General features: G+C 51.4%; 22 protein-coding genes and 2 pseudogenes. 18 read left to right on the top strand and 6 right to left on the bottom strand.

Features of this window, described 5'->3' with window-relative positions:
• The first annotated feature begins 8 nt into the window (after positions 1 to 8).
• From kdpC to potE, 6 genes are all read left to right on the top strand, one after another.
• Complete coding sequence (gene kdpC, locus HV334_RS16895; RefSeq protein ID WP_181220669.1) at positions 9 to 575, top strand: potassium-transporting ATPase subunit KdpC; 567 nt, start codon at positions 9 to 11, stop codon at positions 573 to 575.
• A gap of 10 nt (positions 576 to 585) precedes the next feature.
• Positions 586 to 3,270: a two-component system sensor histidine kinase KdpD gene (gene kdpD / locus HV334_RS16900; RefSeq protein WP_181220670.1), complete on the top strand. Its 2,685-nt coding sequence runs from the start codon at positions 586 to 588 to the stop codon at positions 3,268 to 3,270.
• A complete protein-coding gene (gene kdpE / locus HV334_RS16905; RefSeq protein ID WP_016152265.1) occupies positions 3,267 to 3,944 on the top strand; it encodes a two-component system response regulator KdpE in 678 nt (225 codons plus the stop codon). Before kdpD ends, kdpE begins: the two co-directional genes overlap by 4 nt.
• 278 nt (positions 3,945 to 4,222) lie before the next feature.
• Positions 4,223 to 4,327: a leader peptide SpeFL gene (gene speFL / locus HV334_RS16910; RefSeq protein ID WP_114149115.1), complete on the top strand. Its 105-nt coding sequence runs from the start codon at positions 4,223 to 4,225 to the stop codon at positions 4,325 to 4,327.
• Positions 4,328 to 4,583: 256 nt separating this feature from the next.
• On the top strand, positions 4,584 to 6,782 hold the full coding sequence (gene speF / locus HV334_RS16915) for an ornithine decarboxylase SpeF (RefSeq protein ID WP_181220671.1): 2,199 nt from the start codon (positions 4,584 to 4,586) through the stop codon (positions 6,780 to 6,782).
• Positions 6,779 to 8,098, top strand: a complete 1,320-nt coding sequence (gene potE / locus HV334_RS16920; protein WP_016155987.1) for a putrescine-ornithine antiporter — start codon at positions 6,779 to 6,781, stop codon at positions 8,096 to 8,098. The genes speF and potE overlap by 4 nt, the downstream gene beginning before the upstream one ends.
• Before the next feature lie 71 nt (positions 8,099 to 8,169).
• On the opposite strand, the gene pgm is transcribed toward potE, so the two are convergent.
• Positions 8,170 to 9,810, bottom strand: a complete 1,641-nt coding sequence (pgm, locus tag HV334_RS16925) for a phosphoglucomutase (alpha-D-glucose-1,6-bisphosphate-dependent) (protein ID WP_016152262.1) — start codon at positions 9,808 to 9,810, stop codon at positions 8,170 to 8,172.
• Between the two features lie 24 nt (positions 9,811 to 9,834).
• Complete coding sequence (gene seqA / locus HV334_RS16930; RefSeq protein WP_016152261.1) at positions 9,835 to 10,377, bottom strand: replication initiation negative regulator SeqA; 543 nt, start codon at positions 10,375 to 10,377, stop codon at positions 9,835 to 9,837.
• A 194-nt stretch (positions 10,378 to 10,571) separates the two neighbouring features.
• On the opposite strand from seqA, the gene ybfF reads away from it, so the two are divergent.
• From ybfF to fur, 5 genes are all read left to right on the top strand, one after another.
• Positions 10,572 to 11,345 (top strand): esterase, encoded by a 774-nt coding sequence (ybfF, locus tag HV334_RS16935; protein ID WP_032947058.1) that lies wholly within the window; start codon positions 10,572 to 10,574, stop codon positions 11,343 to 11,345.
• Between the two features lie 128 nt (positions 11,346 to 11,473).
• The gene (gene ybfE, locus HV334_RS16940; protein ID WP_003022842.1) at positions 11,474 to 11,761 is read left to right on the top strand and encodes a LexA regulated protein; all 288 of its coding nucleotides are present in this window, start codon (positions 11,474 to 11,476) and stop codon (positions 11,759 to 11,761) included.
• Positions 11,762 to 11,916: 155 nt separating this feature from the next.
• Complete coding sequence (fldA, locus tag HV334_RS16945) at positions 11,917 to 12,447, top strand: flavodoxin FldA (RefSeq protein ID WP_003022839.1); 531 nt, start codon at positions 11,917 to 11,919, stop codon at positions 12,445 to 12,447.
• A 210-nt stretch (positions 12,448 to 12,657) separates the two neighbouring features.
• Positions 12,658 to 12,744 carry a ryhB-regulated fur leader peptide gene (locus HV334_RS16950; protein ID WP_049259739.1) on the top strand — a complete coding sequence of 29 codons (87 nt, stop codon included), beginning with the start codon at positions 12,658 to 12,660 and terminating at the stop codon, positions 12,742 to 12,744.
• On the top strand, positions 12,737 to 13,183 hold the full coding sequence (fur, locus tag HV334_RS16955) for a ferric iron uptake transcriptional regulator (protein ID WP_003022836.1): 447 nt from the start codon (positions 12,737 to 12,739) through the stop codon (positions 13,181 to 13,183). The genes HV334_RS16950 and fur overlap by 8 nt, the downstream gene beginning before the upstream one ends.
• Positions 13,184 to 13,248: 65 nt before the next feature.
• Here fur and HV334_RS16960 read toward each other — a convergent pair.
• Positions 13,249 to 13,832: pseudogene (locus tag HV334_RS16960) on the bottom strand (IS4 family transposase); the annotation flags it as partial.
• Between the two features lie 215 nt (positions 13,833 to 14,047).
• Here HV334_RS16960 and HV334_RS16965 point away from each other — a divergent pair.
• From HV334_RS16965 to HV334_RS16975, 3 genes are read left to right on the top strand one after another with little or no spacing between them, the layout of a single operon-like run.
• The gene (locus HV334_RS16965; protein WP_181220672.1) at positions 14,048 to 14,362 is read left to right on the top strand and encodes a hypothetical protein; all 315 of its coding nucleotides are present in this window, start codon (positions 14,048 to 14,050) and stop codon (positions 14,360 to 14,362) included.
• 12 nt (positions 14,363 to 14,374) lie between these two features.
• Positions 14,375 to 15,163: a DUF4225 domain-containing protein gene (locus HV334_RS16970; RefSeq protein WP_181220673.1), complete on the top strand. Its 789-nt coding sequence runs from the start codon at positions 14,375 to 14,377 to the stop codon at positions 15,161 to 15,163.
• The gene (locus tag HV334_RS16975; RefSeq protein WP_181220674.1) at positions 15,153 to 15,500 is read left to right on the top strand and encodes a hypothetical protein; all 348 of its coding nucleotides are present in this window, start codon (positions 15,153 to 15,155) and stop codon (positions 15,498 to 15,500) included. The genes HV334_RS16970 and HV334_RS16975 overlap by 11 nt, the downstream gene beginning before the upstream one ends.
• 127 nt (positions 15,501 to 15,627) lie before the next feature.
• Here the strand turns inward: HV334_RS16975 and HV334_RS16980 are convergent.
• Positions 15,628 to 15,994: pseudogene (locus HV334_RS16980) on the bottom strand (transposase domain-containing protein); the annotation flags it as partial.
• Positions 15,995 to 16,185: 191 nt separating this feature from the next.
• Between HV334_RS16980 and tcuR the strand changes: the two are divergent.
• From tcuR to HV334_RS17000, 4 genes are all read left to right on the top strand, one after another.
• Positions 16,186 to 17,112, top strand: a complete 927-nt coding sequence (gene tcuR, locus HV334_RS16985; RefSeq protein WP_047501718.1) for a tricarballylate utilization LysR family transcriptional regulator TcuR — start codon at positions 16,186 to 16,188, stop codon at positions 17,110 to 17,112.
• A gap of 97 nt (positions 17,113 to 17,209) precedes the next feature.
• Entirely contained in the window at positions 17,210 to 18,613 is a 1,404-nt protein-coding gene (tcuA, locus tag HV334_RS16990; RefSeq protein WP_142417702.1) for an FAD-dependent tricarballylate dehydrogenase TcuA, read from the top strand.
• Positions 18,600 to 19,739: a tricarballylate utilization 4Fe-4S protein TcuB gene (tcuB, locus tag HV334_RS16995; RefSeq protein ID WP_101699818.1), complete on the top strand. Its 1,140-nt coding sequence runs from the start codon at positions 18,600 to 18,602 to the stop codon at positions 19,737 to 19,739. Before tcuA ends, tcuB begins: the two co-directional genes overlap by 14 nt.
• Before the next feature lie 53 nt (positions 19,740 to 19,792).
• Positions 19,793 to 21,088, top strand: a complete 1,296-nt coding sequence (locus tag HV334_RS17000; RefSeq protein WP_181220675.1) for an MFS transporter — start codon at positions 19,793 to 19,795, stop codon at positions 21,086 to 21,088.
• Between the two features lie 51 nt (positions 21,089 to 21,139).
• On the opposite strand, the gene chiQ is transcribed toward HV334_RS17000, so the two are convergent.
• Both chiQ and chiP read right to left on the bottom strand, forming a co-directional pair.
• Positions 21,140 to 21,472: a ChiQ/YbfN family lipoprotein gene (chiQ, locus tag HV334_RS17005; RefSeq protein ID WP_016155980.1), complete on the bottom strand. Its 333-nt coding sequence runs from the start codon at positions 21,470 to 21,472 to the stop codon at positions 21,140 to 21,142.
• Between the two features lie 49 nt (positions 21,473 to 21,521).
• Entirely contained in the window at positions 21,522 to 22,928 is a 1,407-nt protein-coding gene (chiP, locus tag HV334_RS17010; protein ID WP_016152254.1) for a chitoporin, read from the bottom strand.
• Positions 22,929 to 23,310: the final 382 nt, after the last annotated feature.

Genomic DNA, 23,310 nt, shown 5'->3' on the forward strand with positions numbered 1-23,310 from the left:
GGTTTCAGATGAGTGGATTACGTCCTGCATTATCAACATTGATTTTCCTGATGCTTATCACTGGCGGGGCTTACCCGTTGCTGACGACCGCGCTGGGGCAGTGGTGGTTTCCCCACCAGGCTAACGGTTCGCTTCTTAGCGAAGGTCAGATTGTTCGCGGCTCTGAGCTCATCGGGCAACATTTTACCGCTGCCGGTTATTTTCAGGGGCGTCCGTCTGCCACAGCTGAAATGCCCTATAATCCAATGGCTTCAGGCGGCAGTAATATGGCAGCCAGCAACCCGGAACTGGATAAACAGCTGCAAAGCCGGATTGCCGCACTGCGTGCCGCCAACCCGCAGGCCAGTCCTGCCGTCCCGGTAGAGCTGGTAACGGCTTCTTCCAGCGGGCTGGATAACAACCTGACGCCAGCCGCGGTGGCCTGGCAAATTCCCCGCGTGGCGCAGGCTCGCAACCTCAGCGTTGAAGAGGTTACGCGGTTGGTTGCACAATATACGCACAAGCCGTTGGTCAGTTTTATCGGTCAGCCGGTGGTGAACCTGGTGGAACTTAATTTAGCGCTGGATAAGCACTGAGAAAAAGGACATGCATAACGAACCCTTACGCCCCGACCCCGATCGCCTGCTGGAGCAGACCACGGCCCCGCATCGGGGAAAACTGAAAATTTTCTTCGGTGCCTGTGCTGGCGTCGGCAAAACCTGGGCCATGCTGGCAGAGGCCCAGCGACTGCGGGCGCAAGGGTTAGATGTGCTGATTGGCGTGGTGGAAACCCATGGACGCAAAGAGACCGCCGCGCTGTTGGACGGCCTCAGCATCTTGCCGCTAAAGCGACAAGCGCGCCATGGCCGCCACATCAATGAGTTCGATCTCGACGCTGCGCTGGCCCGCCGTCCAGCGCTCATTTTGATGGATGAACTGGCGCACAGTAATGCGCAAGGCTCACGGCATCCTAAGCGCTGGCAGGACATTGAAGAGCTGCTGGAAGCCGGGATTGATGTCTTTACTACCGTTAACGTGCAGCATCTGGAAAGTCTCAATGACGTGGTCAGCGGCGTTACCGGCATTCAGGTTCGTGAAACCGTACCCGACCCTTTTTTCGATGCCGCCGACGATGTGGTGCTGGTCGATCTCCCCCCCGACGATTTGCGCCAGCGCCTGAACGAAGGCAAGGTTTATATCGCCGGTCAGGCAGAAAGAGCCATCGAGCATTTCTTTCGCAAAGGTAATCTGATCGCGCTACGTGAACTGGCCCTGCGCCGCACGGCTGATCGGGTAGACGATCAGATGCGCGCCTGGCGAGGACGTCCGGGAGAGGAGAAAGTCTGGCATACCCGCGACGCTATTTTACTGTGCATTGGGCACAATACCGGCAGCGAAAAACTGGTACGCGCCGCCGCACGTCTGGCGGCGCGTCTCGGCAGCGTCTGGCATGCGGTGTATGTCGAAACGCCAGCGCTGCACCGACTGCCCGAAAAACAACGCCGCGCAATTTTAAGCGCTCTGCGGCTGGCTCAGGAGTTAGGCGCAGAAACAGCTACCCTTTCCGACCCCGCCGAAGACAAAGCGGTCATCCACTATGCCCGTGAGCATAATCTGGGAAAAATTGTGCTCGGGCGTCCGACTACGCGTCGCTGGTGGCGTAGCGATTCCTTTGCCGACAAACTCGCTCATCGCGCACCGGATCTCGACCTGATGATTGTTGCGCTCGATGAGCCCCCTTCACGCCCTGTGCTGCAAACGGCTGATAGTCGCACCTTTAAGGATAAATGGCGGGTACAAATTCAGGGTTGTGTGGTTGCCGTTGCGCTGTGCGCCATCATTACGCTAATCGCCATGCAGTGGCTAATGGCCTTTGACGCCGCCAACCTGGTGATGATCTATTTATTGGGTGTGGTTGTTATCGCACTCTTTTACGGACGCTGGCCATCAGTGCTGGCAACCTTTATTAACGTCGCCAGCTTCGATCTCTTCTTTATTGCCCCACGCGGGACGCTGGCCGTTTCAGACGTTCAGTACCTGCTCACCTTTGCCGTAATGCTAACGGTAGGGCTGGTTATTGGTAATCTGACCGCCGGGGTGCGTTATCAGGCGCGGGTTGCGCGTTATCGTGAACAGCGTACGCGTCATTTGTATGAGATGTCGAAAGCGCTGGCCGTCGGTCGGAGTCAGATGGATATCGCCGCCACCAGTGAACAGTTTATCGCTTCAACGTTTCAGGCCCGCAGCCAGGTTTTACTACCCGGTGAGAACGGCAAGCTAGCCCCGCTCACCCATCAACAGGGCATGACGCCGTGGGATGACGCCATTGCCCAATGGAGCTTTGACAAAGGGCAACCGGCCGGTGCAGGCACCGACACGTTACCGGGCGTGCCATATCAGATTTTACCGTTAAAAAGCGCCGATAAAACGCATGGGCTGCTGGTAGTCGAACCGGGAAATTTACGCCAGCTTATGATCCCCGAACAGCAACGCCTGCTGGAAACCTTCACTCTACTGGTAGCCAGTGCGCTGGAGCGCCTGACGCTGACCGCCAGCGAAGAGCAGGCGCGGTTTGCCAGCGAGCGCGAAAGCATTCGCAACGCCCTGCTCGCTGCTCTGTCCCACGATTTGCGCACGCCGTTGACGGTGTTGTTCGGTCAGGCGGAAATCTTAACGCTGGATCTGGCCAGCGAGGGATCGCCGCACGCGCGCCAGGCCAGTGAGATTCGCCAGCACGTTCTGAATACTACCCGACTGGTTAATAACCTGCTGGATATGGCGCGAATTCAGTCTGGCGGCTTTAATCTTAAGAAGGAGTGGTTAACGCTGGAAGAGGTGGTCGGCAGCGCCCTGCAGATGCTGGAGCCCGGTCTCTCTGCCCCGATTAATTTGTCGTTACCTGAACCGTTAACACTGATTCACGTCGATGGTCCGCTCTTTGAACGGGTGCTGATTAACCTGTTGGAAAACGCCGTCAAATACGCGGGTCCACAGGCGCAAATCGGTATTGATGCCAGCGTCGATGGCGCACATCTGCAACTGGACGTCTGGGATAATGGGCCGGGTATTCCGTCGGGTATGGAACAGCGCGTTTTTGACAAATTTTCCCGGGGAAACAAAGAGTCATCGGTGCCCGGCGTTGGGCTGGGGCTGGCAATTTGTCAGGCTATTGTGGACGTGCACGGCGGTACTATTTCGGTCCACAATCGCGCGCAGGGAGGAGCCTGTTTTCGTGTTACACTGCCCCAGGAAATCCCCCCTGAACTTGAAGATTTTCATGAGGATATGTGACGAACGTACTGATTGTTGAAGATGAACATGCCATTCGCCGCTTTCTGCGCACCGCGCTGGAAGCCGATGGCCTGCGTGTATATGAAGCGGAAACGCTGCAACGTGGTCTGTTGGAAGCCGCCACGCGAAAACCCGATCTCATCATTCTCGATCTCGGCCTGCCGGACGGCGACGGCATTGATTTTATTCGCGACCTGCGACAATGGAGCGCGATTCCGGTGATTGTGCTTTCAGCCCGCAGTGAGGAAAGCGATAAAATTGCTGCGCTGGATGCCGGTGCCGATGACTATCTCAGTAAACCCTTTGGTATTGGCGAGCTACAGGCGAGATTGCGCGTGGCATTGCGTCGCCACGCCAGCGGTGCGTCTCCCGAACCGGTGGTACATTTTTCCAACGTCAAAGTGGATATTGCCGCGCGCCTCGTTCACCGTGGTGACGAGGAAATTCATTTGACGCCGATTGAGTTTCGTCTGTTAGCGGTTCTGCTAAATAATGCCGGGAAGGTACTGACGCAACGCCAGTTGTTAAATCAGGTTTGGGGACCAAACGCCGTCGAACATAGTCACTATCTACGTATTTATATGGGACACCTGCGCCAGAAGCTGGAACTGGACCCGGCCCGTCCGCGTCATTTTCTGACCGAAACCGGAATTGGCTATCGGTTTATGCCGTGAATTCTTATTCATTTTTTCTGATTAATTAATAAATATATTTTTCATTACTCATTCCACTGCATAATACTTATTATGCAGCCAGTAGAATATTGTAAAAAAATAATAAAATACAAATAAATAACATATAAACAACAAAACAGCATCTTGTCTCGTACTATGCATAAATGGCGACTAAATATTTTATAAACGATCGTTTTTTATTGATCTTCTTCACAGTTCATAGCCATTTCCTGGATAAAATACCCGCACCTTCCACTTATCCAGTAAAGGTAACTAAAATGGAAAATAATAGCCGTACAATGCCACATATAAGGCGAACAACGCATATTATGATGTTTGCCCACCGCAACAGTTTCGACTTTCATTTCTTTAATGCCCGTTAGTCTTCCGACTAAGGGCACTCAAGTATACAGGTCTTCCTGACTCTCTGTATCGCAGGCTAACGCCTGTATCCGCAGTGCTCTCCCTGCATAACCCTGTATTACCTGTGACCGGACCGGTTAGGGTTTATTGCATCTTCAAAAAAGCAATTTACTGATTTATTTATCAGCGGTATGACTTTGCTTTTTTTTCCGGAGTTATCAATTTCTCATTTGAGAAATTGAGGACCTGCTATTACCTAAAAATAAAGAGATGAAAATGTCAGAATTAAAAATTGCCGTAAGCCGTTCCTGTCCTGATTGTTTTTCTACGCAGCGTTCTTGCGTAAATATCGATGAAAGTAATTTTATTGATGTTGCTGCTATCGTGTTATCCATCAATGATATTGAACGAGGAAAACTCGATGAAATTGACGCCACCGGCTATGGGATTCCTGTTTTTATCGCCACCGAAAATGAAGAACGTGTTCCATCTGAACATCTGCCGCGGATCTCAGGTGTATTCGAATGTAATGAAGCCCGTACCGCCTTTTATGGCCGGCAGTTAGAAACCGCCGCCAGCCATTATGAAACGCAGTTACGTCCGCCGTTCTTCCGTGCGCTTGTCGACTATGTCAATCAGGGTAACAGCGCCTTTGATTGTCCTGGTCATCAGGGGGGCGAGTTTTTCCGTCGCCATCCTGCGGGTAATCAGTTTGTCGAATATTTCGGCGAAACACTTTTCCGCTCCGATTTGTGTAATGCCGATGTCGCAATGGGTGATCTGCTGATTCACGAAGGCGCTCCCTGCATCGCACAACAGCACGCAGCTAAAGTTTTCAACGCGGATAAGACCTACTTTGTACTGAACGGGACCTCCTCATCGAACAAAGTGGTGCTTAACGCATTGCTCACCCCAGGCGATCTGGTGTTATTCGACCGCAACAACCACAAGTCAAACCACCACGGCGCGTTATTGCAGGCCGGGGCAACGCCGGTATATCTGGAAACCGCGCGTAACCCGTACGGCTTTATCGGCGGGATCGACGCGCACTGCTTTGAAGAAGGCTATCTACGTGAACAGGTGAGTGAAGTTGCGCCACAACGTTCGAAAGATGAGCGTCCATTCCGTCTGGCCGTGATTCAGTTAGGTACCTACGACGGCACAATCTATAACGCACGTCAGGTGGTGGATAAGATCGGTCATCTGTGCGACTACATCCTGTTTGACTCCGCGTGGGTTGGCTATGAGCAGTTTATTCCGATGATGGCCGATTGCTCTCCGCTGTTGCTGGATCTTAACGAAAATGACCCCGGCATTCTGGTCACCCAGTCAGTGCACAAACAACAGGCAGGCTTCTCTCAGACTTCGCAGATCCACAAAAAAGACAGCCATATTAAAGGCCAGTCTCGCTACGTGCCTCATAAACGAATGAATAACGCGTTCATGATGCACGCCTCCACCAGCCCGTTCTATCCGCTCTTTGCCGCACTGGACATCAACGCCAAAATGCATGAAGGCGTCAGCGGGCGCAACATGTGGATGGACTGCGTCGTCAACGGAATTGATACTCGTAAGTTGATCCTGGAAAACTGCCACCATATCCGCCCGTTCGTGCCGGAGATAGTAGAGGGTAAACCGTGGCAGGCTTATCCCACCGCTGAAATCGCCAGCGACCTGCGTTTCTTCCATTTTGTTCCCGGTGAACACTGGCATGCCTTTGAAGGGTATGCCGAACACCAGTACTTTGTGGATCCATGCAAATTGCTGCTCACCACTCCGGGTATTAATGCGCGTAACGGCGAATACGATACCTTCGGCGTTCCGGCTACCATTCTGGCTAACTTCCTGCGCGAAAATGGTGTGGTGCCCGAAAAATGCGACCTCAACTCCATCCTGTTCCTGCTGACCCCCGCAGAAGATATAGCGAAGTTGCAGCAGCTTGTCGCCCTGCTGGTACGTTTCGAAAAACTGCTGGAAGCCGATGCCCCGCTAGCCGAGGTTCTGCCTTCGATCTACAAGCAGCATGAAGCCCGTTACGCCGGTTACACCCTGCGCCAACTGTGCCAGGAGATGCACGATTTGTATGCGCGTCACAACGTGAAGCAGCTCCAGAAAGAGATGTTCCGTAAGGCACATTTCCCGCGCGTCAGCATGAATCCCCAGGATGCCAATTATGCATATCTGCGTGGTGAAGTTGAACTGGTGCGTCTGCCGGACGCTGAAGGTCGCATCGCGGCAGAAGGCGCGCTGCCTTATCCTCCGGGCGTACTGTGTGTGGTTCCGGGTGAAATCTGGGGCGGTTCAGTATTACGTTACTTCAGCGCACTGGAAGAAGGAATCAATTTGCTACCGGGTTTTGCGCCTGAACTCCAGGGTGTCTACATCGAAGAACACGACGGTCGTAAACAGGTGTGGTGCTACGTGATTAAGCAACAAAGCGCGCAACACGCTCTGTTGAAAGGGGAAATGTTATGAGCAAAGCCAAATCCAACAAAATGGGCGTCGTCCAGCTCACTATCCTGACCATGGTTAATATGATGGGATCCGGAATCATCATGTTGCCCACCAAGCTTGCGGAAGTCGGTACTATCTCGATCATCTCGTGGCTGGTGACTGCTGTCGGTTCAATGGCGCTGGCCTGGGCCTTCGCAAAATGCGGTATGTTCAGCCGTAAATCCGGTGGTATGGGGGGTTACGCTGAATACGCCTTTGGCAAATCCGGTAACTTTATGGCGAACTACACTTATGGCGTTTCGCTGTTAATCGCCAACGTGGCTATCGCCATCTCCGCCGTTGGCTACGGTACCGAGCTGTTTGGCGCCACACTGACACCGGTGCAGATTGGCCTGGCAACCATTGGTGTACTGTGGATCTGTACCGTGGCTAACTTTGGCGGGGCGCGCATTACCGGGCAGATCAGCAGCATCACCGTTTGGGGCGTCATTATTCCGGTTGTCGGTCTGTGTATCATCGGCTGGTTCTGGTTCAGTCCGACGCTGTACGCTAACTCCTGGAATCCACACCACGTCCCGTTCTTCACGGCTGTCGGCTCTTCCATTGCGATGACCTTGTGGGCTTTTCTGGGTCTGGAATCGGCCTGCGCCAACGCTGAAGTGGTAGACAACCCGGAACGCAACGTGCCCATCGCCGTATTGGGCGGTACGCTGGGCGCGGCGGTGATTTACATCATCTCCACCAACGTGATAGCCGGGATTGTGCCGAATATGGATCTGGCTAACTCTACAGCACCGTTCGGTTTAGCCTTCGCACAAATGTTCACCCCGGAAGTCGGTAAGGTGATCATGGCGCTGATGGTGATGTCCTGCTGCGGTTCACTGCTGGGCTGGCAGTTCACTATCGCTCAGGTATTCAAATCGTCGGCTGATGGGGGTTACTTCCCTAAAATCTTCTCCCGCGTGACTAAAGTAGACGCGCCGGTTCAGGGGATGCTGGCTATCGTGATCATCCAGAGTGGTTTATCACTGATGACTATCAGCCCGTCACTGAACAGTCAGTTCAACGTGCTGGTCAACCTGGCGGTGGTGACGAACATCATTCCGTATATTCTGTCGATGGCCGCGCTGGTAATTATTCAAAAAATGGCGAATGTTCCGTCGTCAAAAGCGAAACCGGCGAACTTCGTGGCGTTTGTTGGCGCATTGTACAGCTTCTATGCGCTCTACTCCTCTGGCGAAGAAGCAATGCTTTATGGTTCTATCGTGACCTTCCTCGGCTGGACGCTGTATGGCCTGGTATCACCGCGTTTTGAACTGAAAAATAAGCATAGTTAAATCCTGGCATAAAAAAGCCCGGTAGCGCTAACGCTTACCGGGCCTACAAAACGCGTCAGTACAAACAAGACTTACGCGTTTTTCAGCACTTCGCTGACAATCTCAACGGCTTCTTTTTCGATCTGCTTGCGATGTTCTTCACCAAGGAAGCTCTCGCAGTAGATTTTATAGGCGTCTTCAGTACCTGACGGACGCGCAGCAAACCAGCCGTTGTCAGTCATCACCTTCAGACCGCCGATAGAAGCACCGTTACCCGGTGCCGCCGTCAGACGTGCCGTGATCGGGTCGCCCGCCAGCGTGCTGGCACTCACCATTTCCGGAGACAGCTTAGACAGCGCCGCTTTCTGCGCGGAGGTCGCGCTTGCCTGAAGTCGGTTGTAGCTTGGCGCGCCGAAGCGGGCTGCCAGTTCGTTGTAGTGCTCTTGCGGATTCTTACCGGTCACTGCGGTAATTTCTGCCGCCAGCAGGCACATGATGATGCCGTCTTTGTCGGTTGACCACGGTGTACCATCAAAGCGCAGGAAAGAAGCGCCCGCGCTCTCTTCACCACCAAAGCCAAAGCTGCCGTCAAACAGACCGTCAACGAACCACTTAAAACCAACCGGAACTTCGACCAGTTTACGCCCTAAATCATTCACTACGCGGTCAATCATCGCCGAAGAGACCAGCGTCTTACCAACGGCAACGTCTTTGCCCCACTGCGGACGATGCTGGAACAGGTAGTTAATCGCCACCGCCAGGTAGTGGTTCGGGTTCATCAGACCCGCCGGGGTGACGATACCGTGACGGTCATAGTCCGGATCGTTGGCAAAGGCCAGATCGAACTTGTCACGCAGCGCCAACAGTCCCGCCATCGCGCACTCGGAGGAGCAGTCCATACGGATTGCGCCATCTTTGTCGAGATGCATAAAGCGGAAAGTCTGATCAACGTGATCGTTAACGATAGTCAGGTTCAGGTTGTAGTGCTTGGCAATACGCTTCCAGTATTCGATACCGGAACCGCCAAGCGGATCGACGCCCAGCGTCAGGCCCGCTTTCTGGATCGCCGCCATGTCGACGATGTCGGCCAGTCCTTCAACAAACGGCTGAACCAGGTCCTGCTCTTTTACATGACCAGATGCCAGCGCAGCATCCAGCGACATACGCTTCACGCCTTGCAGACCGTCAGCCAGCAGAGCGTTAGCCCTGTCTTCCACCACTTTGGTAACGTTAGTATCTGCCGGACCACCGTTTGGCGGGTTGTATTTAATGCCACCATCTTCCGGCGGGTTGTGGGATGGCGTGATCACAATGCCGTCAGCCAGCGGGCCGCCTTTTTTGTTATGGACCAGGATAGCATTCGACACGGCAGGGGTTGGCGTAAAGCCGTTATTTTCCTGCACGATGACGTCCACGCCGTTCGCTGCCAGCACTTCCAGGACAGAGATAAAAGCCGGTTCAGACAGCGCGTGGGTATCCTTGCCCACATAGCACGGGCCAGTGATCCCGTTTTTCGCACGTTCTTCAGCAATCGCCTGAGCGATAGCCAGAATATGCGGCTCGTTAAAACTATGACGACCTGCACTGCCGCGATGTCCGGACGTACCGAACTTGACGGCGTGCTCAGCGTTCCCTGCCGTTGGTTTCAGTACATAGTACTGTGCCGTCAGTTGGGCGACGTTAATCAAATCACTCTGTTGCGCAGGTTGACCTGCACGGTTGTGGATTGCCATTGCCTGGTCCTTCTAATGCAAGGATTAAATTGTTCCGCAAACCTTTTCAATCAATTCCGCAGGGAATTGCATTGACTGCATGATGTGCTCAACCATGCTGCATTTACGGCCGGTATTGGTATTGGTGATCACCCAGTACGGCGTGCCTGGCACGTGTTTCGGTTTGGTTTGATTACCATTTTTCAGCAGCGTCTGTTCATCTGCTGCAAAATAAACGCGCGTACGACCATGCAACGATTCCGTTGCTTCGGCGAACGCGTTTTGATCCAGTGAATAGAGTGTAGACAGCACCAGCATAAAGCGATTTACTGCTTTCTTCTGCTCCGCATATTCGTCGGACAGCAGCAGTTCACGCATCGCGCGCACTTTATCTTTTACGGGGTTAACCGGCTTCGCTTCCACGACAGCTTGCACAGCGCGGACTTCTTTTACTACCGGAGTGACAGGCTGTGATGCGGCGGAAAACTTCAACATACGCCGTAAAATGTCGGATGCGCTCTCGCCGATATGCTTGGTGTGGCTGGCAATATAGCTATAGAGTTCATCATCAACTTCAATCGTTTTCATCTTAATCCAGTGCAGTGTTTAGCTGAATACAAGTTGTTGGGGTCAACACGCGTAGTGTAAAGGCAAATCCCAACAGCGGATAGCGTCAAGCCTGGTGGCTGGCAAAACTCAGAGTAACCGTAGTTGTTGCAGCCATGTGGCAGAATGGTCAACATGATACCCTAACCCGTGAGTGTGAAAAAAAGAACTTTGCCATGAAATTGAATATCCGAGCGCAATCTGCGCAAAACCTGCACAATAATTCTCCCATCGTCCTGGTGCACGGCCTGTTTGGCAGTCTGGATAACCTGGGGATCCTGGCGCGCGATCTGGTGGCCGATCACGATATCATCCAGGTTGATATGCGAAATCATGGCCTCTCCCCGCGTTCACCTGTGATGAATTATCCGGCCATGGCGCAAGACCTGCTGGATACGCTGGACGATCAACAGATCGAAAAAGCGATCTTTATTGGTCACTCAATGGGGGGTAAAGCCGTCATGGCGTTAACCGCGCTGGCCCCGGAACGTGTCGAACGGTTGGTAGCCATCGACATTGCCCCCGTTGACTATCATGTTCGCCGTCACGATGAGATTTTTGCTGCCATTAACGCAGTAACTGACGCGCAGTCCTCTTCGCGTCAGCAGGCGGCGAGCGTCATGCGCCAGCATCTGCAAGAGGAAGGCGTGATCCAGTTTCTGCTCAAATCCTTCGTCGACGGCGAATGGCGCTTTAATGTTCCCGTGCTGTGGGAGCAATATCCTCATATTGTCGGCTGGGAGACCATCCCGGCGTGGGAACACCCGGCGCTGTTTATCCCCGGTGGCAACTCACCTTATGTAACCGAAGCGTATCGCGAACAACTGCTGGCGCAATTCCCGCAGGCTCGGGCGCACGTTATTGCAGGCGCGGGCCATTGGGTGCATGCGGAAAAACCGGAGGCGGTACTGCGCGCCATCCGTCGTTATCTGAGCGAGCAGGCTAACTGATTAAAAACTCAGCGTCTGCGCGTGATTACGCGCGTGGGCGTTGGCGTGTCTCCCCTGCTGATGTATTATGGCGGGCTATCCATCCGGGCAGACGCCTGGCTGATTGTTTCCCCGAAGTCACCAAGATCATGGCCAAAGAACAAACGGACCGTACGACATTAGATCTGTTCGCGCAGGAGCGTCGCCCGGGACGACCCAAAACTAATCCGCTCTCGCGTGATGAACAGTTACGTATTAACAAACGTAATCAGCTTAAACGCGATAAAGTTCGCGGGCTTAAGCGTGTCGAACTGAAACTGAACGCTGATGCTGTTGACGCTCTGAACGAGCTGGCCGAGGCGCGCAACATGAGTCGCAGTGAACTCATCGAAGAGATGCTGATGAACCAACTCAGCGCATTGCGCGGTCAGGCTTAGTCTGAATTTCTGCTCTAAATCATAAATCGTGTAGCACAGAGTGCAGTCCTGCGTGTTTGCTGTTTCCGCATGCCTGACTGTTCTGCTATGATTGCCCTTATCCGTGGGCAATGCGCCACCACCATTTCAATAAGTTTCAAGAGGTTATTTTACTCATGGCAATCACTGGCATCTTTTTCGGCAGCGACACCGGTAACACCGAAAACATCGCAAAAATGATTCAAAAACAGCTTGGTAAAGACGTTGCCGATGTACATGACATTGCAAAAAGCAGCAAAGAAGACCTCGAAGGGTATGACATTTTGCTGCTCGGCATTCCAACCTGGTACTACGGTGAAGCGCAGTGTGACTGGGACGATTTCTTCCCTACCCTCGAAGACATTGATTTTAACGGCAAGCTGGTTGCATTGTTCGGCTGCGGCGACCAGGAAGATTACGCAGAATATTTCTGCGATGCGTTGGGTACAATTCGCGACATCATCGAACCACGCGGCGCAACCATCGTTGGTCACTGGCCAACGGCGGGTTATCACTTTGAAGCGTCCAAAGGCCTGGCTGACGACGACCACTTTGTGGGTCTGGCCATTGATGAAGATCGCCAGCCTGAATTGACCGCCGAACGCGTAGAAAAATGGGTTAAGCAGATCTCTGAGGAGCTGCACCTCGACGAAATCATCAATGCCTGATTTTGTGTGGCGCAGATTTCCATCTGCGCCACATCAATAGATAAAACCAATCAAAATAATTGCTACAAATTTGTAACTTTTTCGTCTGACCCTGTACAATGGCCGGATGCCAATCGGGTATTGCACAGTGTGTTTGTCGGCGATACCACGTTTTGATTAACAATATATGCCAGAGACTTGCAGTTTTCATTTAGCCATGGCAGTTCTATAATGAATCGCATTATCTCAAGTGCAATTTCTGTCACTTCTGTTAATGAAGTGAATCGTTTAGCTACAGGACAGATTCCGCATGACTGACAACAATACCGCATTAAAGAAGGCTGGCCTGAAAGTAACGCTTCCTCGTTTAAAAATTCTGGAAGTTCTTCAGGAACCGGATAACCATCACGTCAGTGCGGAAGACTTATACAAACGTCTGATCGATATGGGTGAAGAAATTGGTCTGGCGACCGTGTATCGCGTGCTGAACCAGTTTGATGATGCCGGTATCGTGACCCGCCATAATTTTGAAGGTGGTAAATCCGTCTTCGAACTGACTCAACAGCATCATCACGATCACCTCATCTGCCTCGACTGCGGCAAAGTGGTCGAGTTCAGCGATGATTCCATCGAGGCGCGCCAGCGTGAGATTGCGGCTAAACATGGTATTCGTTTAACCAACCATAGCCTCTATCTTTACGGTCACTGCGCCGAAGGCGATTGCCGCGAAGATGAGCATGCTCACGACGGTAAATAAGTGATGCTTTCTGAAAAGCCAACCATTCGGTTTAATGCTGGTCACTTAAGGTGATCGGCATTATTCATTCCCCACAGATGTTGTCTGACCATCTCTGGTAACATGCTTCTCAGTGTCCAGCGGTTTCTGCACAGGAACCGCTTTTTCTCACGATACCCCAGCATTCTTTCCCACCGGTGTTAATACAGCTCTGCTATGTCTGCAGCCGGATAACGCATGGCTTCTGTCATTGACGTCGCGACCTGACGCTCCACTCCGTTTAGCCTGTGTCTGATTAGCCGCACTGTGAGCGTATCCGGCAGTCCTTCCCACTGCTTTCACGCCCGTGGGTTGATCTTCAGCATTATCAGCTCATCCTGTTTACCCAGCCTGCGTATTACCTCATACTGCGTGCCTTTCTTTAACGGCAACAGCCAGTGCCGGTTTCCCCGCCACTATGTCCGTCGTGTAACAGACCCAGTAACCAGAAGCCTCTGTCGAACAGCGTTACGCTGTTATCCGGCACCTGTTCCACCAGCGTTTCCACCAGACGCATTTCATTGCCATACCTGCCAATTACGCTCTCGCTCAGCAGATGACTGCTCAGCCCCATCAGGCATACCATACGGACCTGGGAATAGCCTTTTTCACCGTACAGATTTTCCGCTTTCGCGAGGCTGCCGCATTTTCGGGGGATTGGTCAACCGCTCCTGAAACGCTCGGCATTACGCTTCGCGTTTTTTTATGCCTGTCATTTCATTCTTATTTTATAATCGATTTGATCTTTATCATTTTATTATTATTTCACAAGGTATAATTTAATGATGTGACATATTTACCAATATGTTTTTTATATTTATCATTAATAAATAATAGAAATATTGAATGAATAATGAATTGGTAGACATTCTGGTAAAAGCGGGCATGAAAAAAAAGGATGCCACTATCCTAATTAAGCTGGCAAAAGTGAAAAATATCAGCTTAGGTCGGGCATTTTTTCTCTATGCTTGGAAATATTACGCCTGGGGTATAGCTTTACTATTAGCAGTGATTTTCGCATCATTTTCTGAGGGCATAGAGTTCTTTATAGTAAACGTTCTCTTCTGTATTGCTGTAGCTCTCATTTCACTTTTTTTTACCCCTTTTGTCATAAATCTAATTTGGAGTATTAAAATTCAAGTTAAGTTGATCGGAAAATAACAGGAAATTATTATGAGTAGTTATGGATTAATGAATTTACAGCAAGAAAAAGAAAAAATAGATAACCTCGTTTTTGAAATTAGCTTTTACTATTTACATGATAGTCACTTACGCTCCGAATTTATGGCAGAAGAAAATAGACTCGTTAATGGTTATCAACAAGGTAGATTGGATTTTGCCAAAACAATGGAATGTTTACAAAAACATTATCAAATTCTAAGTAATTCCCATACTCAGTTACAAATGGGGACTGTCAAATTATATGCAATAGTTGAGCGTGAAAGAGAAAGGCATTCAACATTTACCATAACATTAAAACGAGTTGGATTCATTAGTGGGGCAATGCAAGTTATCGGTGGCTATAGCTTATGTAAAGCAACCCTTGGTGCTGCATGTAAAAGTTATGGAGTTCCTTTAATGATACAGGGAAGCGAGAATGTTTGGGAAAATGGTTATTATTTATTATATCATGAAGCCCCCCGGAAAATGCCTTTGCGGTATGCCTACCGACAGGTAGCAAATCTATTGGGTGGGGATGAAAAGGATGGTGATATTGCTTTTTCAACGGGAGATCTTGTTCTTTCTTTCGGTTCCGCCTCAACGCTAACGTTGAGAACAGATTCGTGGAAATTATTCCGCTATATACAGGAAGATTATATTCGCAGTTGGAGAACTTTGGGAGCTGTTGGGAGCGCTAGTGAGTTAACCGGTGATGCGGCTAGTGGATTAACTATTTATCAACTTCTTGGTGGAGAAAATACTCATTGGGCCGAATTGAGGGAACAAGGAAATGATTTTTAAAACATATGATCAGAATGATAAATTTTTAACTGAAAGTATTAAGCTTGCGGGTTTAAGTGAGTATAAAGCACAGAAACTCATTCATTTTGCTAATGAAAACAAAATAAACATACAAAAGGCCTATTTATTAACAGATGCAAGCGTTATTAAAGTTGATATTATCCTTGCTTTTGTTATGTCATTTTTTACATATTCAATTATACAAAAAGATTTCACTGAGTTATGGGCATTCCTTTCAATATTCGGATTATTGTTTTTTGTTATTGAGTTAACCTGTCGGCTTCACAAGAACTATTTTAAGGTTTGTAAAGCTTATATCAAGTTACGAGGGATTTAAGTGATTGACCTGGTATTACATTAATTTCATTAGACAATGAATGGTGTTTTTTGTCTATTTTGATTAATGACATAAAGACAATACTAGCGAACGCTGGAATGAAGGAAAAAATTCGTTTCTTGATTAAATTCCAGAGTAGATGCCGGGCTTCCTTGAGCCAGTGCTGTTGTGTGAGATGGAAGAGTTCCCGGATGGCATTTTCTCCCAGGGTTTTAGGGCGGACGATAACAAAACTGGGGGCGTAAACGTTCTGCCAGTACGATCCACGATATCCATAGATTGATGATATAAGAGAGGGGCTTGTTGTTGAATATCACCATGCCGATAACCTGCCAGACCATGGATTCGAGCGGGAATTTGTGTTTACGCAGCGTGACCGCATTGGTGAGAGAAAAGGCTTGCTGAATAAGGTCCGGGGAAAAAAGGTCAGTAAGACTCTGAACGTCATCGAGTGCAGTAAGATTAATGATGCCGAGAGCCTGTGAACGTTCCATTTAAAAAGGATTCCATGAGGAGCATAGACCCCTTTTTACACCAGCCACCGGATTGGTCAACAGCTCCTTAAACGATCAGCATTAAGCCATTCGGTTGGCTTTTTTTATGGGCATTATCACCCCTTTTCCCCTTCCCTCCACTCCTGTGTTGCTTTAATGTAAAATCTATAGTCCCTTCCCGGAGAGTCGAAATGGAACTTCGCCAGCTACGCTATTTTGTTCGCATTGTAGAAACCGGCAGCATGGGTAGCGCGGCGCTCGATCTCAATATTGGGGTTTCGGCACTCAGCCAGCAAATGTCCCGCCTGGAAAACGAACTCGCTATTCGCCTGCTGCAGCGCACCTCGCGTGGCGTTACGCCCACCAGCGCCGGACTTGCTTTTTACTCCCAGGCGCAGCTGGCGCTCCGCCACGCAGACGATGCAATCCTCGCCGCGCGAGAGTCCCGGCTTTCCGGGCACGTCAGCGTCGGTATGGCCCCCAGTACCGCTTCCGTTCTCGGCATGCCTTTTATTAACGCCATGCGGGAAAGCTATAGTGATGTCCGCCTGCATGTGGTGGAAAGCCTCTCTGGCAACCTGGAACGGATGATTAATACCCGCCAGATTGATCTGGCCGTGGTATTTCAAAAAGAAAAGCTCCTGCGCTGGAGCGCCAGACCGATTCTCGAAGAGCGCCTGTTTTTGATTGGGACTCATGCCTTACTGGCCGATATTGCCGATGACAATATTGCGCCAGCCCAGTTGGCAAGTATCCCATTGATAATGCCCAGCCCAGGCCACGGTCTGCGCGGCAGGCTGGAAGCAATTTGTCAGGAACACGCGCTGCGCATTGAGATCGCCACAGAAATTGATGGTCTGGCGCTGCTAATGCGCGCCGTTCGCAGTGGAATCGGCGCCACTCTCCAGCCCGGCGCGGCGATTTCCCATCTCGATAAAGAGACGCTAAGAGTGATCGGCGTCCATAATCCAATACTGAGTCGCCCCAACTTTCTGGTCAGCCTTTCTGATGATGAGCTCACCCCCGCGGGCCTCGCCGCCCGCGTGGTGCTAACGAAAGTGATGCATCAACTGGTGGAAGCAGGAAGCTGGCCAGGCGCCATCCTTTACAATAACTAAAGCCCTCTTTAGCACTTCGTCATAGCGCCCGCACAAGCTGTGCGTATACATTTCAATTACAAATTTAACAATTAGTTAAATGGTAATGGGGTATACGATGGTTGATGTTCTGGTGATTGGCGGTGGCAATGCCGCGTTATGTGCTGCCCTAACCGCCCGGGAGCAAGGAGCTTCGGTACTCCTGCTCGAAGCGGCTCCACGGGAATGGCGCGGGGGAAATTCTCAACACACGCGTAATCTGCGCTGTATGCATGACGCGCCGCAGGATGTGCTGGTGGAAAGCTATCCTGAAGAGGAGTTCTGGCAGGATCTGCGGCGCGTCACCGAGGGAAATACTAACGAAGCCCTGGCGCGTCTGGTGATCCGCACCTCTTCACAATGCCGCGACTGGATGCGACAACACGGCGTTAATTTTCAACCTCCTCTCTCCGGTGCTTTACACGTAGCGCGAACCAACGCCTTTTTTATGGGGGGCGGGAAAGCCCTCGTGAATGCCTATTATCGCAGCGCAGAAAAGTTAGGCGTGCAAATCCGCTATAACACACCAGTGCAGGCGCTTGAACTGCATAATGGTGAGTTTGTGGCAGCGCTGGCAGGCGAAGAGCGCATAACCGCTAAGTCCTGCGTGCTTGCCGCTGGCGGATTTGAGTCAAACCGCGAATGGCTGCGCGAAGCCTGGGGAGAGAACGCCCGCGGCGAGTGGCCTGCGGATAACTTCCTGATTCGCGGCACGCGCTTTAATCAGGGCGTACTGCTTAAATTTATGATGGATGCCGGGGCGGACATCATCGGCGAACCCTCCCAGTCACACTGCGTAGCCATTGATGCCAGAGCGCCATTATATGACGGCGGGATTTGCACCCGCGTGGACTGCGTTTCACTCGGCATAGTAGTCAACCGTGACGCAGAACGTTTTTATGATGAAGGCGAAGATTTCTGGCCCAAACGCTACGCCATTTGGGGACGCCTGGTCGCCCAACAGCCAGGACAGATTGGCTATTCCATTATCGACAGTAAAGCCATCGGCCACTTTATGCCACCGGTATTCCCCGGCGCACAGGCGAATACGCTGGCGGAGTTGGCGCATCAGTTGGGGCTGGATGCCGAACGCTTTACCCACACCGTGACGGCGTACAACAACGCCTGCCAGCCAGGTCAGTTCGACCATACCGTCCTGGACAACTGCGCGACGAAGAAGTTATCCCCCGCGAAAACACACTGGGCGCGACCGCTGGACCAGCCACCTTACTACGGCTATGCCCTGCGGCCAGGAATCACCTTCACCTATCTTGGGTTAAAAGTGAACGAACGCGCTGCCGTACACTTTGCCGGGCAGCCAAGCCGCAACCTGTTCGTCGCCGGAGAGATGATGGCGGGCAACGTGTTGGGCAAGGGTTACACCGCTGGCGTGGGCATGTCGATCGGGACAACCTTTGGCCGCATTGCCGGAAAAGAAGCCGCGCTGGCAGCACGTAAGGAGGCACGTCATGAAGCAGCTTGAGAAACTGATCATCGAAGCACAAATTATCACCGAGCCGGAAGCAGAAGTTGAACGTGTGATGCAGGTCTGTAACGCCTGCCGCTATTGTGAAGGTTTTTGCGCCGTGTTCCCGGCAATGACTCAGCGCCTGGAATTCGGTAAAGCGGATATCAATTATCTGGCTAACTTGTGCCATAACTGCGGCGCCTGCCTGCACGCGTGTCAGTATGCCCCACCTCATGAATTTGCCATTAACGTACCGAAGGCGATGGCGGAAGTGCGGCTCGAAACCTATCAGCACTACGCGCAACCCGCCGCCTTTGGCGCGCTTTATCGTCGCGCAGGCATCACTGTGACGCTGGCGCTGGTTTTCGGTCTGATCCTGTTTTTACTCCTCGCCATGAGTTTAAAGGGCTCGTTATTCCATCCTCCGCTGGCCGGGGATTTTTATCAGATTTTCCCGCATAACCTGCTCGCATGGATGTTTGGTTCGGTATTTATTCTGGCGATAGGTCTGCTGATGGCGGGTGTTCTCCGCTTCTGGCGCGAAATCTCTCCGGGTGTACCGCGTTCCGCTGAAATTGCTGAAGCCTCGCACAATGCGCTGACGCTGAAGTATCTCGATGGTGGGCATGGCAAAGGTTGTAACGAAGCAGATGATGCCTTCACCCTGATGCGCCGCCGTTTCCATCACTTCACCTTCTACGGTTTTATGCTCTGCTTTGCCGCCACCGTGGTGGCAACGGGCTATCACTACTTTGCAGGTATAGAAGCGCCCTATCCGTTCTTCAGCGTTCCGGTAATGCTGGGCACGTTGGGCGGCATTGGCCTGACTGTCGGCCCGGCTGGCTTGCTATGGCTCAATTTTAAGCGCTCACCGCTGCATGGCGACGCACGGCAAAAACCGATGGATCGCGGTTTTATTTTGCTGCTGCTCCTGACCAGTCTGACAGGTTTAGCGCTGCTGGCGGGAAGAGACACCTCCTGGATGGCTATTTTGCTCGCCATTCACCTCGGCGTGGTCATGGCGCTCTTTCTGACCATTCCTTATGGAAAATTTGCCCACGGATTTTACCGCTGCGCAGCCTTACTCAAGTGGGCGATTGAGAAACGGCGCGGCAAACAGGCGGGGGTCGCAGGCGACTAACCCGCAAACTCTTACCTCTATAAATATTATGATAAGACAGTGGAGCAAACCCAATGACACAACAACCATCGCGCGCCGGAACTTTCGGCGCAATACTGCGGATAACCAGCGGTAATTTCCTCGAACAGTTTGACTTTTTTCTGTTCGGTTTTTACGCCACCTATATCGCAAAGACCTTCTTTCCTGCAGAGAGTGAATTTGCCGGGCTAATGTTAACTTTCGCCGTGTTTGGTTCAGGTTTCTTAATGCGGCCTGTTGGCGCAATAGTGCTGGGTGCTTACATCGACAGAATTGGTCGCCGTAAAGGACTGATGGTGACGCTGGCGATTATGGGCTGCGGTACCCTGCTGATTGCCCTGGTACCCGGTTATCACAGTATTGGTCTGCTGGCCCCTGTCCTGGTATTACTCGGCCGATTATTACAGGGCTTTTCTGCAGGGGTGGAGCTGGGCGGCGTCTCGGTTTATCTTTCTGAAATCGCCACCCCTGGCAATAAAGGCTTCTACACCAGCTGGCAGTCCGCCAGTCAACAGGTCGCCATTGTGGTGGCGGCTCTGATTGGTTACGGCCTGAACGCCACCCTGGGACACGATGAGATCTCTGAATGGGGCTGGCGTATTCCATTCTTTATTGGTTGCATGATTATTCCTTTGATCTTCGTGCTCCGCCGCTCGCTTCAGGAAACAGACGCCTTTTTACAACGCACACACCGTCCCGACACCAGGGAAATTTTTACTACCATCATCAAAAACTGGCGTCTCATCGCTGCGGGTACGCTGCTGGTGGCGATGACCACAACGACGTTCTACTTTATTACCGTCTACACACCGACCTATGGTAGGGCTGTACTTCACCTGAGCGCTCGCGACAGCCTGATCGTCACCATGCTGGTCGGTATTTCTAATTTTATCTGGCTGCCGATTGGCGGGGCGATTTCTGACCGAATTGGTCGTCGTCCGGTGTTGATGGGGATTACCATCCTTGCACTGATCACCACCTGGCCGGTTATGCACTGGCTCACCGCCGCGCCAGATTTCACGCGCATGACGCTGGTTCTGCTTTGGTTCTCGTTCTTTTTTGGTATGTACAACGGGGCAATGGTCGCCGCACTCACCGAGGTGATGCCTGTCTATGTGCGTACGGTGGGCTTTTCACTGGCATTCAGTCTTGCCACGGCGATTTTTGGCGGCCTTACGCCAGTCATCTCCACAGCGCTGGTCCAGCTAACCGGGGATAAAAGCTCACCGGGGTGGTGGCTGATGTGTGCGGCACTTTGCGGGCTCGCCGCCACGGCAATGCTGTTTGTCCGGCTGAGTCGGAGTTATCAACCGGTGGAATATAAACCCTGAAATGCAAACGGGCGGAAAACTCTCCGCCCGTTGTCTGTTTCATTTTTCGATTTACTGCGCAGTATTCTTGCTACGAATTTCCTGCCAGACCTTGTCGCAATCAGCATTAACGGACTGACCATTACCCGTGCGCGTGGCCTGGATGCATTGCTGATAATCCAGTACGCGTACGCTTTCTTCATTGGCAAACTGCTGATGCTGCTTTTCTTTCTTCAGCACATTCAACACGCTTTGGCAGGCTTCGATTTTCTCCGGCGATCCTTGCGCGGTAGTAATGCACGCGCTGTAGGCTTCTTTCAGACGGCTGTCTTCTTTTGGTGCCGGGGATTGCGCGCAAGCCACCAGCCCGGATGCCATAACAGCGATGAGTATCAGTTTTTTCATAGCACTTTCCTCAACGATGCGGCAGGCGCCCGGCCTGCCGCTGTTGGCATTAGAAGATGGTGAACGGAGCAATAACGATGAATTTCACGTCGCGCTCATCCTGGAAGATGTTGCCGTAACCACCGCCCCAGCTCGGAATGTCTGAATGGTTGTCGTACTGGGTGAAGTGCAGTTTAAACATGGTGCCCTTCGCACGCCCCTCTTGCAGGGTATAGACCGCATCCAGGCTGTAAGAAGATTCTTCGATAGTCCGGTTTTTGTCGTAGTACGCATCCGGATTGATCTGCCAGGTTGATGGCTTGGCATCCCATGCGTAAACGTAGGACGCGCCCACTGCCCAGCCCGGCAAATTCCAGTTCTTCAGGTCATACATTGCGCCGAAGAAGACAGCCTTTTCGCCGTTGGCGTTGAAGTCGGAACGGTTATCCCACCAGATATCCAGGCGACCGTTTGATGAGGCGTAGGTCGGGGTCATACGCTGCAGGAAGTACCCCTGCTGCCCGTCCGCTTTAACCCAGGTCCCTTCCAGACGCAGGTCAACCACTTCCGCCACTTTGTAGCCAAAGGTCAGCGCCTGCAGCCAGGCCGTACCGTCATAAATGTCGTTCACGGTGCGATCATCAACTTTGTCGCGCGCGCCGTAGAACTGGTAGCTGGTGGTAAACGGGTTACCGCCTAAATCGAATTTATAGCTGGCTTTTGCGAAGTACTGATCGACGTAGCCTTCAGACTGACCAAATGCGGCTTCCAGCAACAGGTTATTTTTGAAGTCATATTTCGCGCCGATTGAGTGCAGATAATCTACGCTGGTCTTTTTATCAGCCTGATAGAATTTATCGACTTCAGTGTGCCATGGTGCTTTATATTCGTTGGCCCACATATAGGAGAAGCTCAGTGCACCAGCATCACCATAGTCGAAGTTGGCTCCGGCTTCAGCACCCTGATAGGTACCTGGCATAAAGCTCCAGTGCGGAGCCAACAGAGTCTGTCCGGTTGGTTGAATGTAACCGGCGCGCGCCCAGGTTGGGCCGAATTTAAATTTGGCTGCTGCTTTATAAAGGCTAATTCCGCTCTTATCGCCGGAGTAATCTTCATCATAGCCTTTATTTTTTGACGAGAATGCAATTTCGTTTGGATGACCGCTTTCGCTACTTTCGTTCATTTCAATAGCGGTAAATGCTGCGATATCAATACCAAACATATCAGCCGCATAACCGGACTGGAAGTCGAGGTTAGCGTTCCAGGTGGAGTGAGAAAGGTTGGTTTTGTATTTGTCGTGATCGGTCACATCTTTACGGTCACGCTCACGCTGCCAGTAATAGATGCCGCCGGTTAAGGTTGAGTCATCAATAAACCCTTCGGCGTGTACCTGGGGAGCGACAACGAAACCCGACATTGCTGTGATACCGGCGATAGCCAGCGCCAGCGTACTACGTTTGCCACTAAACGTACGCATATGTTAATCCTCTTTGACGTATAACCCTTCGTTTTTCAAGCTGCATCGGTGTTGGCTTTACTCGGCCTTTGGCCTCGCCCCTTCGGGGACAGCGCACGCGCTGCGTCTCCGCCTTGATGCAACTCGAAATCCATTGGGTATAAAATGCTGCCGACAAAAGCGGACAGCGAAAAAACAAAAATTAAAAAAGTAGCGCTGAGAAAACCTCAGTGACTACAATGAATAGACTATTTTTCGCGACGCGAATTATCAATCTCTTTCTGTAACGAGTATGTAATAGTATGAGCAACCGCACATATTTTCTTGTTTTCTGTTACATTTTGCTTTGGGAGTAAAAAAATTCACAAAAACAAGAAAAAATACTTTATATACATATAGATAT

This window comes from Citrobacter sp. RHBSTW-00944 (genome assembly GCF_013615435.1).
Classification (GTDB): Bacteria; Pseudomonadota; Gammaproteobacteria; order Enterobacterales; family Enterobacteriaceae; genus Citrobacter; species Citrobacter braakii.

Excerpts from the sequence above, each read along its gene's own strand:
- speF (WP_181220671.1), top strand. The coding sequence starts at position 4,584 with ATGTCAGAATTAAAAATTGCCGTAAGCCGTTCCTGTCCTGATTGTTTT.
- tcuB (WP_101699818.1), top strand. The coding sequence starts at position 18,600 with ATGAAGCAGCTTGAGAAACTGATCATCGAAGCACAAATTATCACCGAG.
- HV334_RS16965 (WP_181220672.1), top strand. The coding sequence starts at position 14,048 with ATGAATAATGAATTGGTAGACATTCTGGTAAAAGCGGGCATGAAAAAA.
- ybfF (WP_032947058.1), top strand. The coding sequence starts at position 10,572 with ATGAAATTGAATATCCGAGCGCAATCTGCGCAAAACCTGCACAATAAT.
- kdpD (WP_181220670.1), top strand. The coding sequence starts at position 586 with ATGCATAACGAACCCTTACGCCCCGACCCCGATCGCCTGCTGGAGCAG.
- fldA (WP_003022839.1), top strand. The coding sequence starts at position 11,917 with ATGGCAATCACTGGCATCTTTTTCGGCAGCGACACCGGTAACACCGAA.
- HV334_RS17000 (WP_181220675.1), top strand. The coding sequence starts at position 19,793 with ATGACACAACAACCATCGCGCGCCGGAACTTTCGGCGCAATACTGCGG.
- tcuR (WP_047501718.1), top strand. The coding sequence starts at position 16,186 with ATGGAACTTCGCCAGCTACGCTATTTTGTTCGCATTGTAGAAACCGGC.
- potE (WP_016155987.1), top strand. The coding sequence starts at position 6,779 with ATGAGCAAAGCCAAATCCAACAAAATGGGCGTCGTCCAGCTCACTATC.
- chiQ (WP_016155980.1), bottom strand. The coding sequence starts at position 21,472 with ATGAAAAAACTGATACTCATCGCTGTTATGGCATCCGGGCTGGTGGCT.
- ybfE (WP_003022842.1), top strand. The coding sequence starts at position 11,474 with ATGGCCAAAGAACAAACGGACCGTACGACATTAGATCTGTTCGCGCAG.
- speFL (WP_114149115.1), top strand. The coding sequence starts at position 4,223 with ATGGAAAATAATAGCCGTACAATGCCACATATAAGGCGAACAACGCAT.
- chiP (WP_016152254.1), bottom strand. The coding sequence starts at position 22,928 with ATGCGTACGTTTAGTGGCAAACGTAGTACGCTGGCGCTGGCTATCGCC.
- tcuA (WP_142417702.1), top strand. The coding sequence starts at position 17,210 with ATGGTTGATGTTCTGGTGATTGGCGGTGGCAATGCCGCGTTATGTGCT.
- kdpC (WP_181220669.1), top strand. The coding sequence starts at position 9 with ATGAGTGGATTACGTCCTGCATTATCAACATTGATTTTCCTGATGCTT.
- fur (WP_003022836.1), top strand. The coding sequence starts at position 12,737 with ATGACTGACAACAATACCGCATTAAAGAAGGCTGGCCTGAAAGTAACG.
- HV334_RS16950 (WP_049259739.1), top strand. The coding sequence starts at position 12,658 with ATGAATCGCATTATCTCAAGTGCAATTTCTGTCACTTCTGTTAATGAA.
- HV334_RS16970 (WP_181220673.1), top strand. The coding sequence starts at position 14,375 with ATGAGTAGTTATGGATTAATGAATTTACAGCAAGAAAAAGAAAAAATA.
- pgm (WP_016152262.1), bottom strand. The coding sequence starts at position 9,810 with ATGGCAATCCACAACCGTGCAGGTCAACCTGCGCAACAGAGTGATTTG.
- seqA (WP_016152261.1), bottom strand. The coding sequence starts at position 10,377 with ATGAAAACGATTGAAGTTGATGATGAACTCTATAGCTATATTGCCAGC.
- HV334_RS16975 (WP_181220674.1), top strand. The coding sequence starts at position 15,153 with ATGATTTTTAAAACATATGATCAGAATGATAAATTTTTAACTGAAAGT.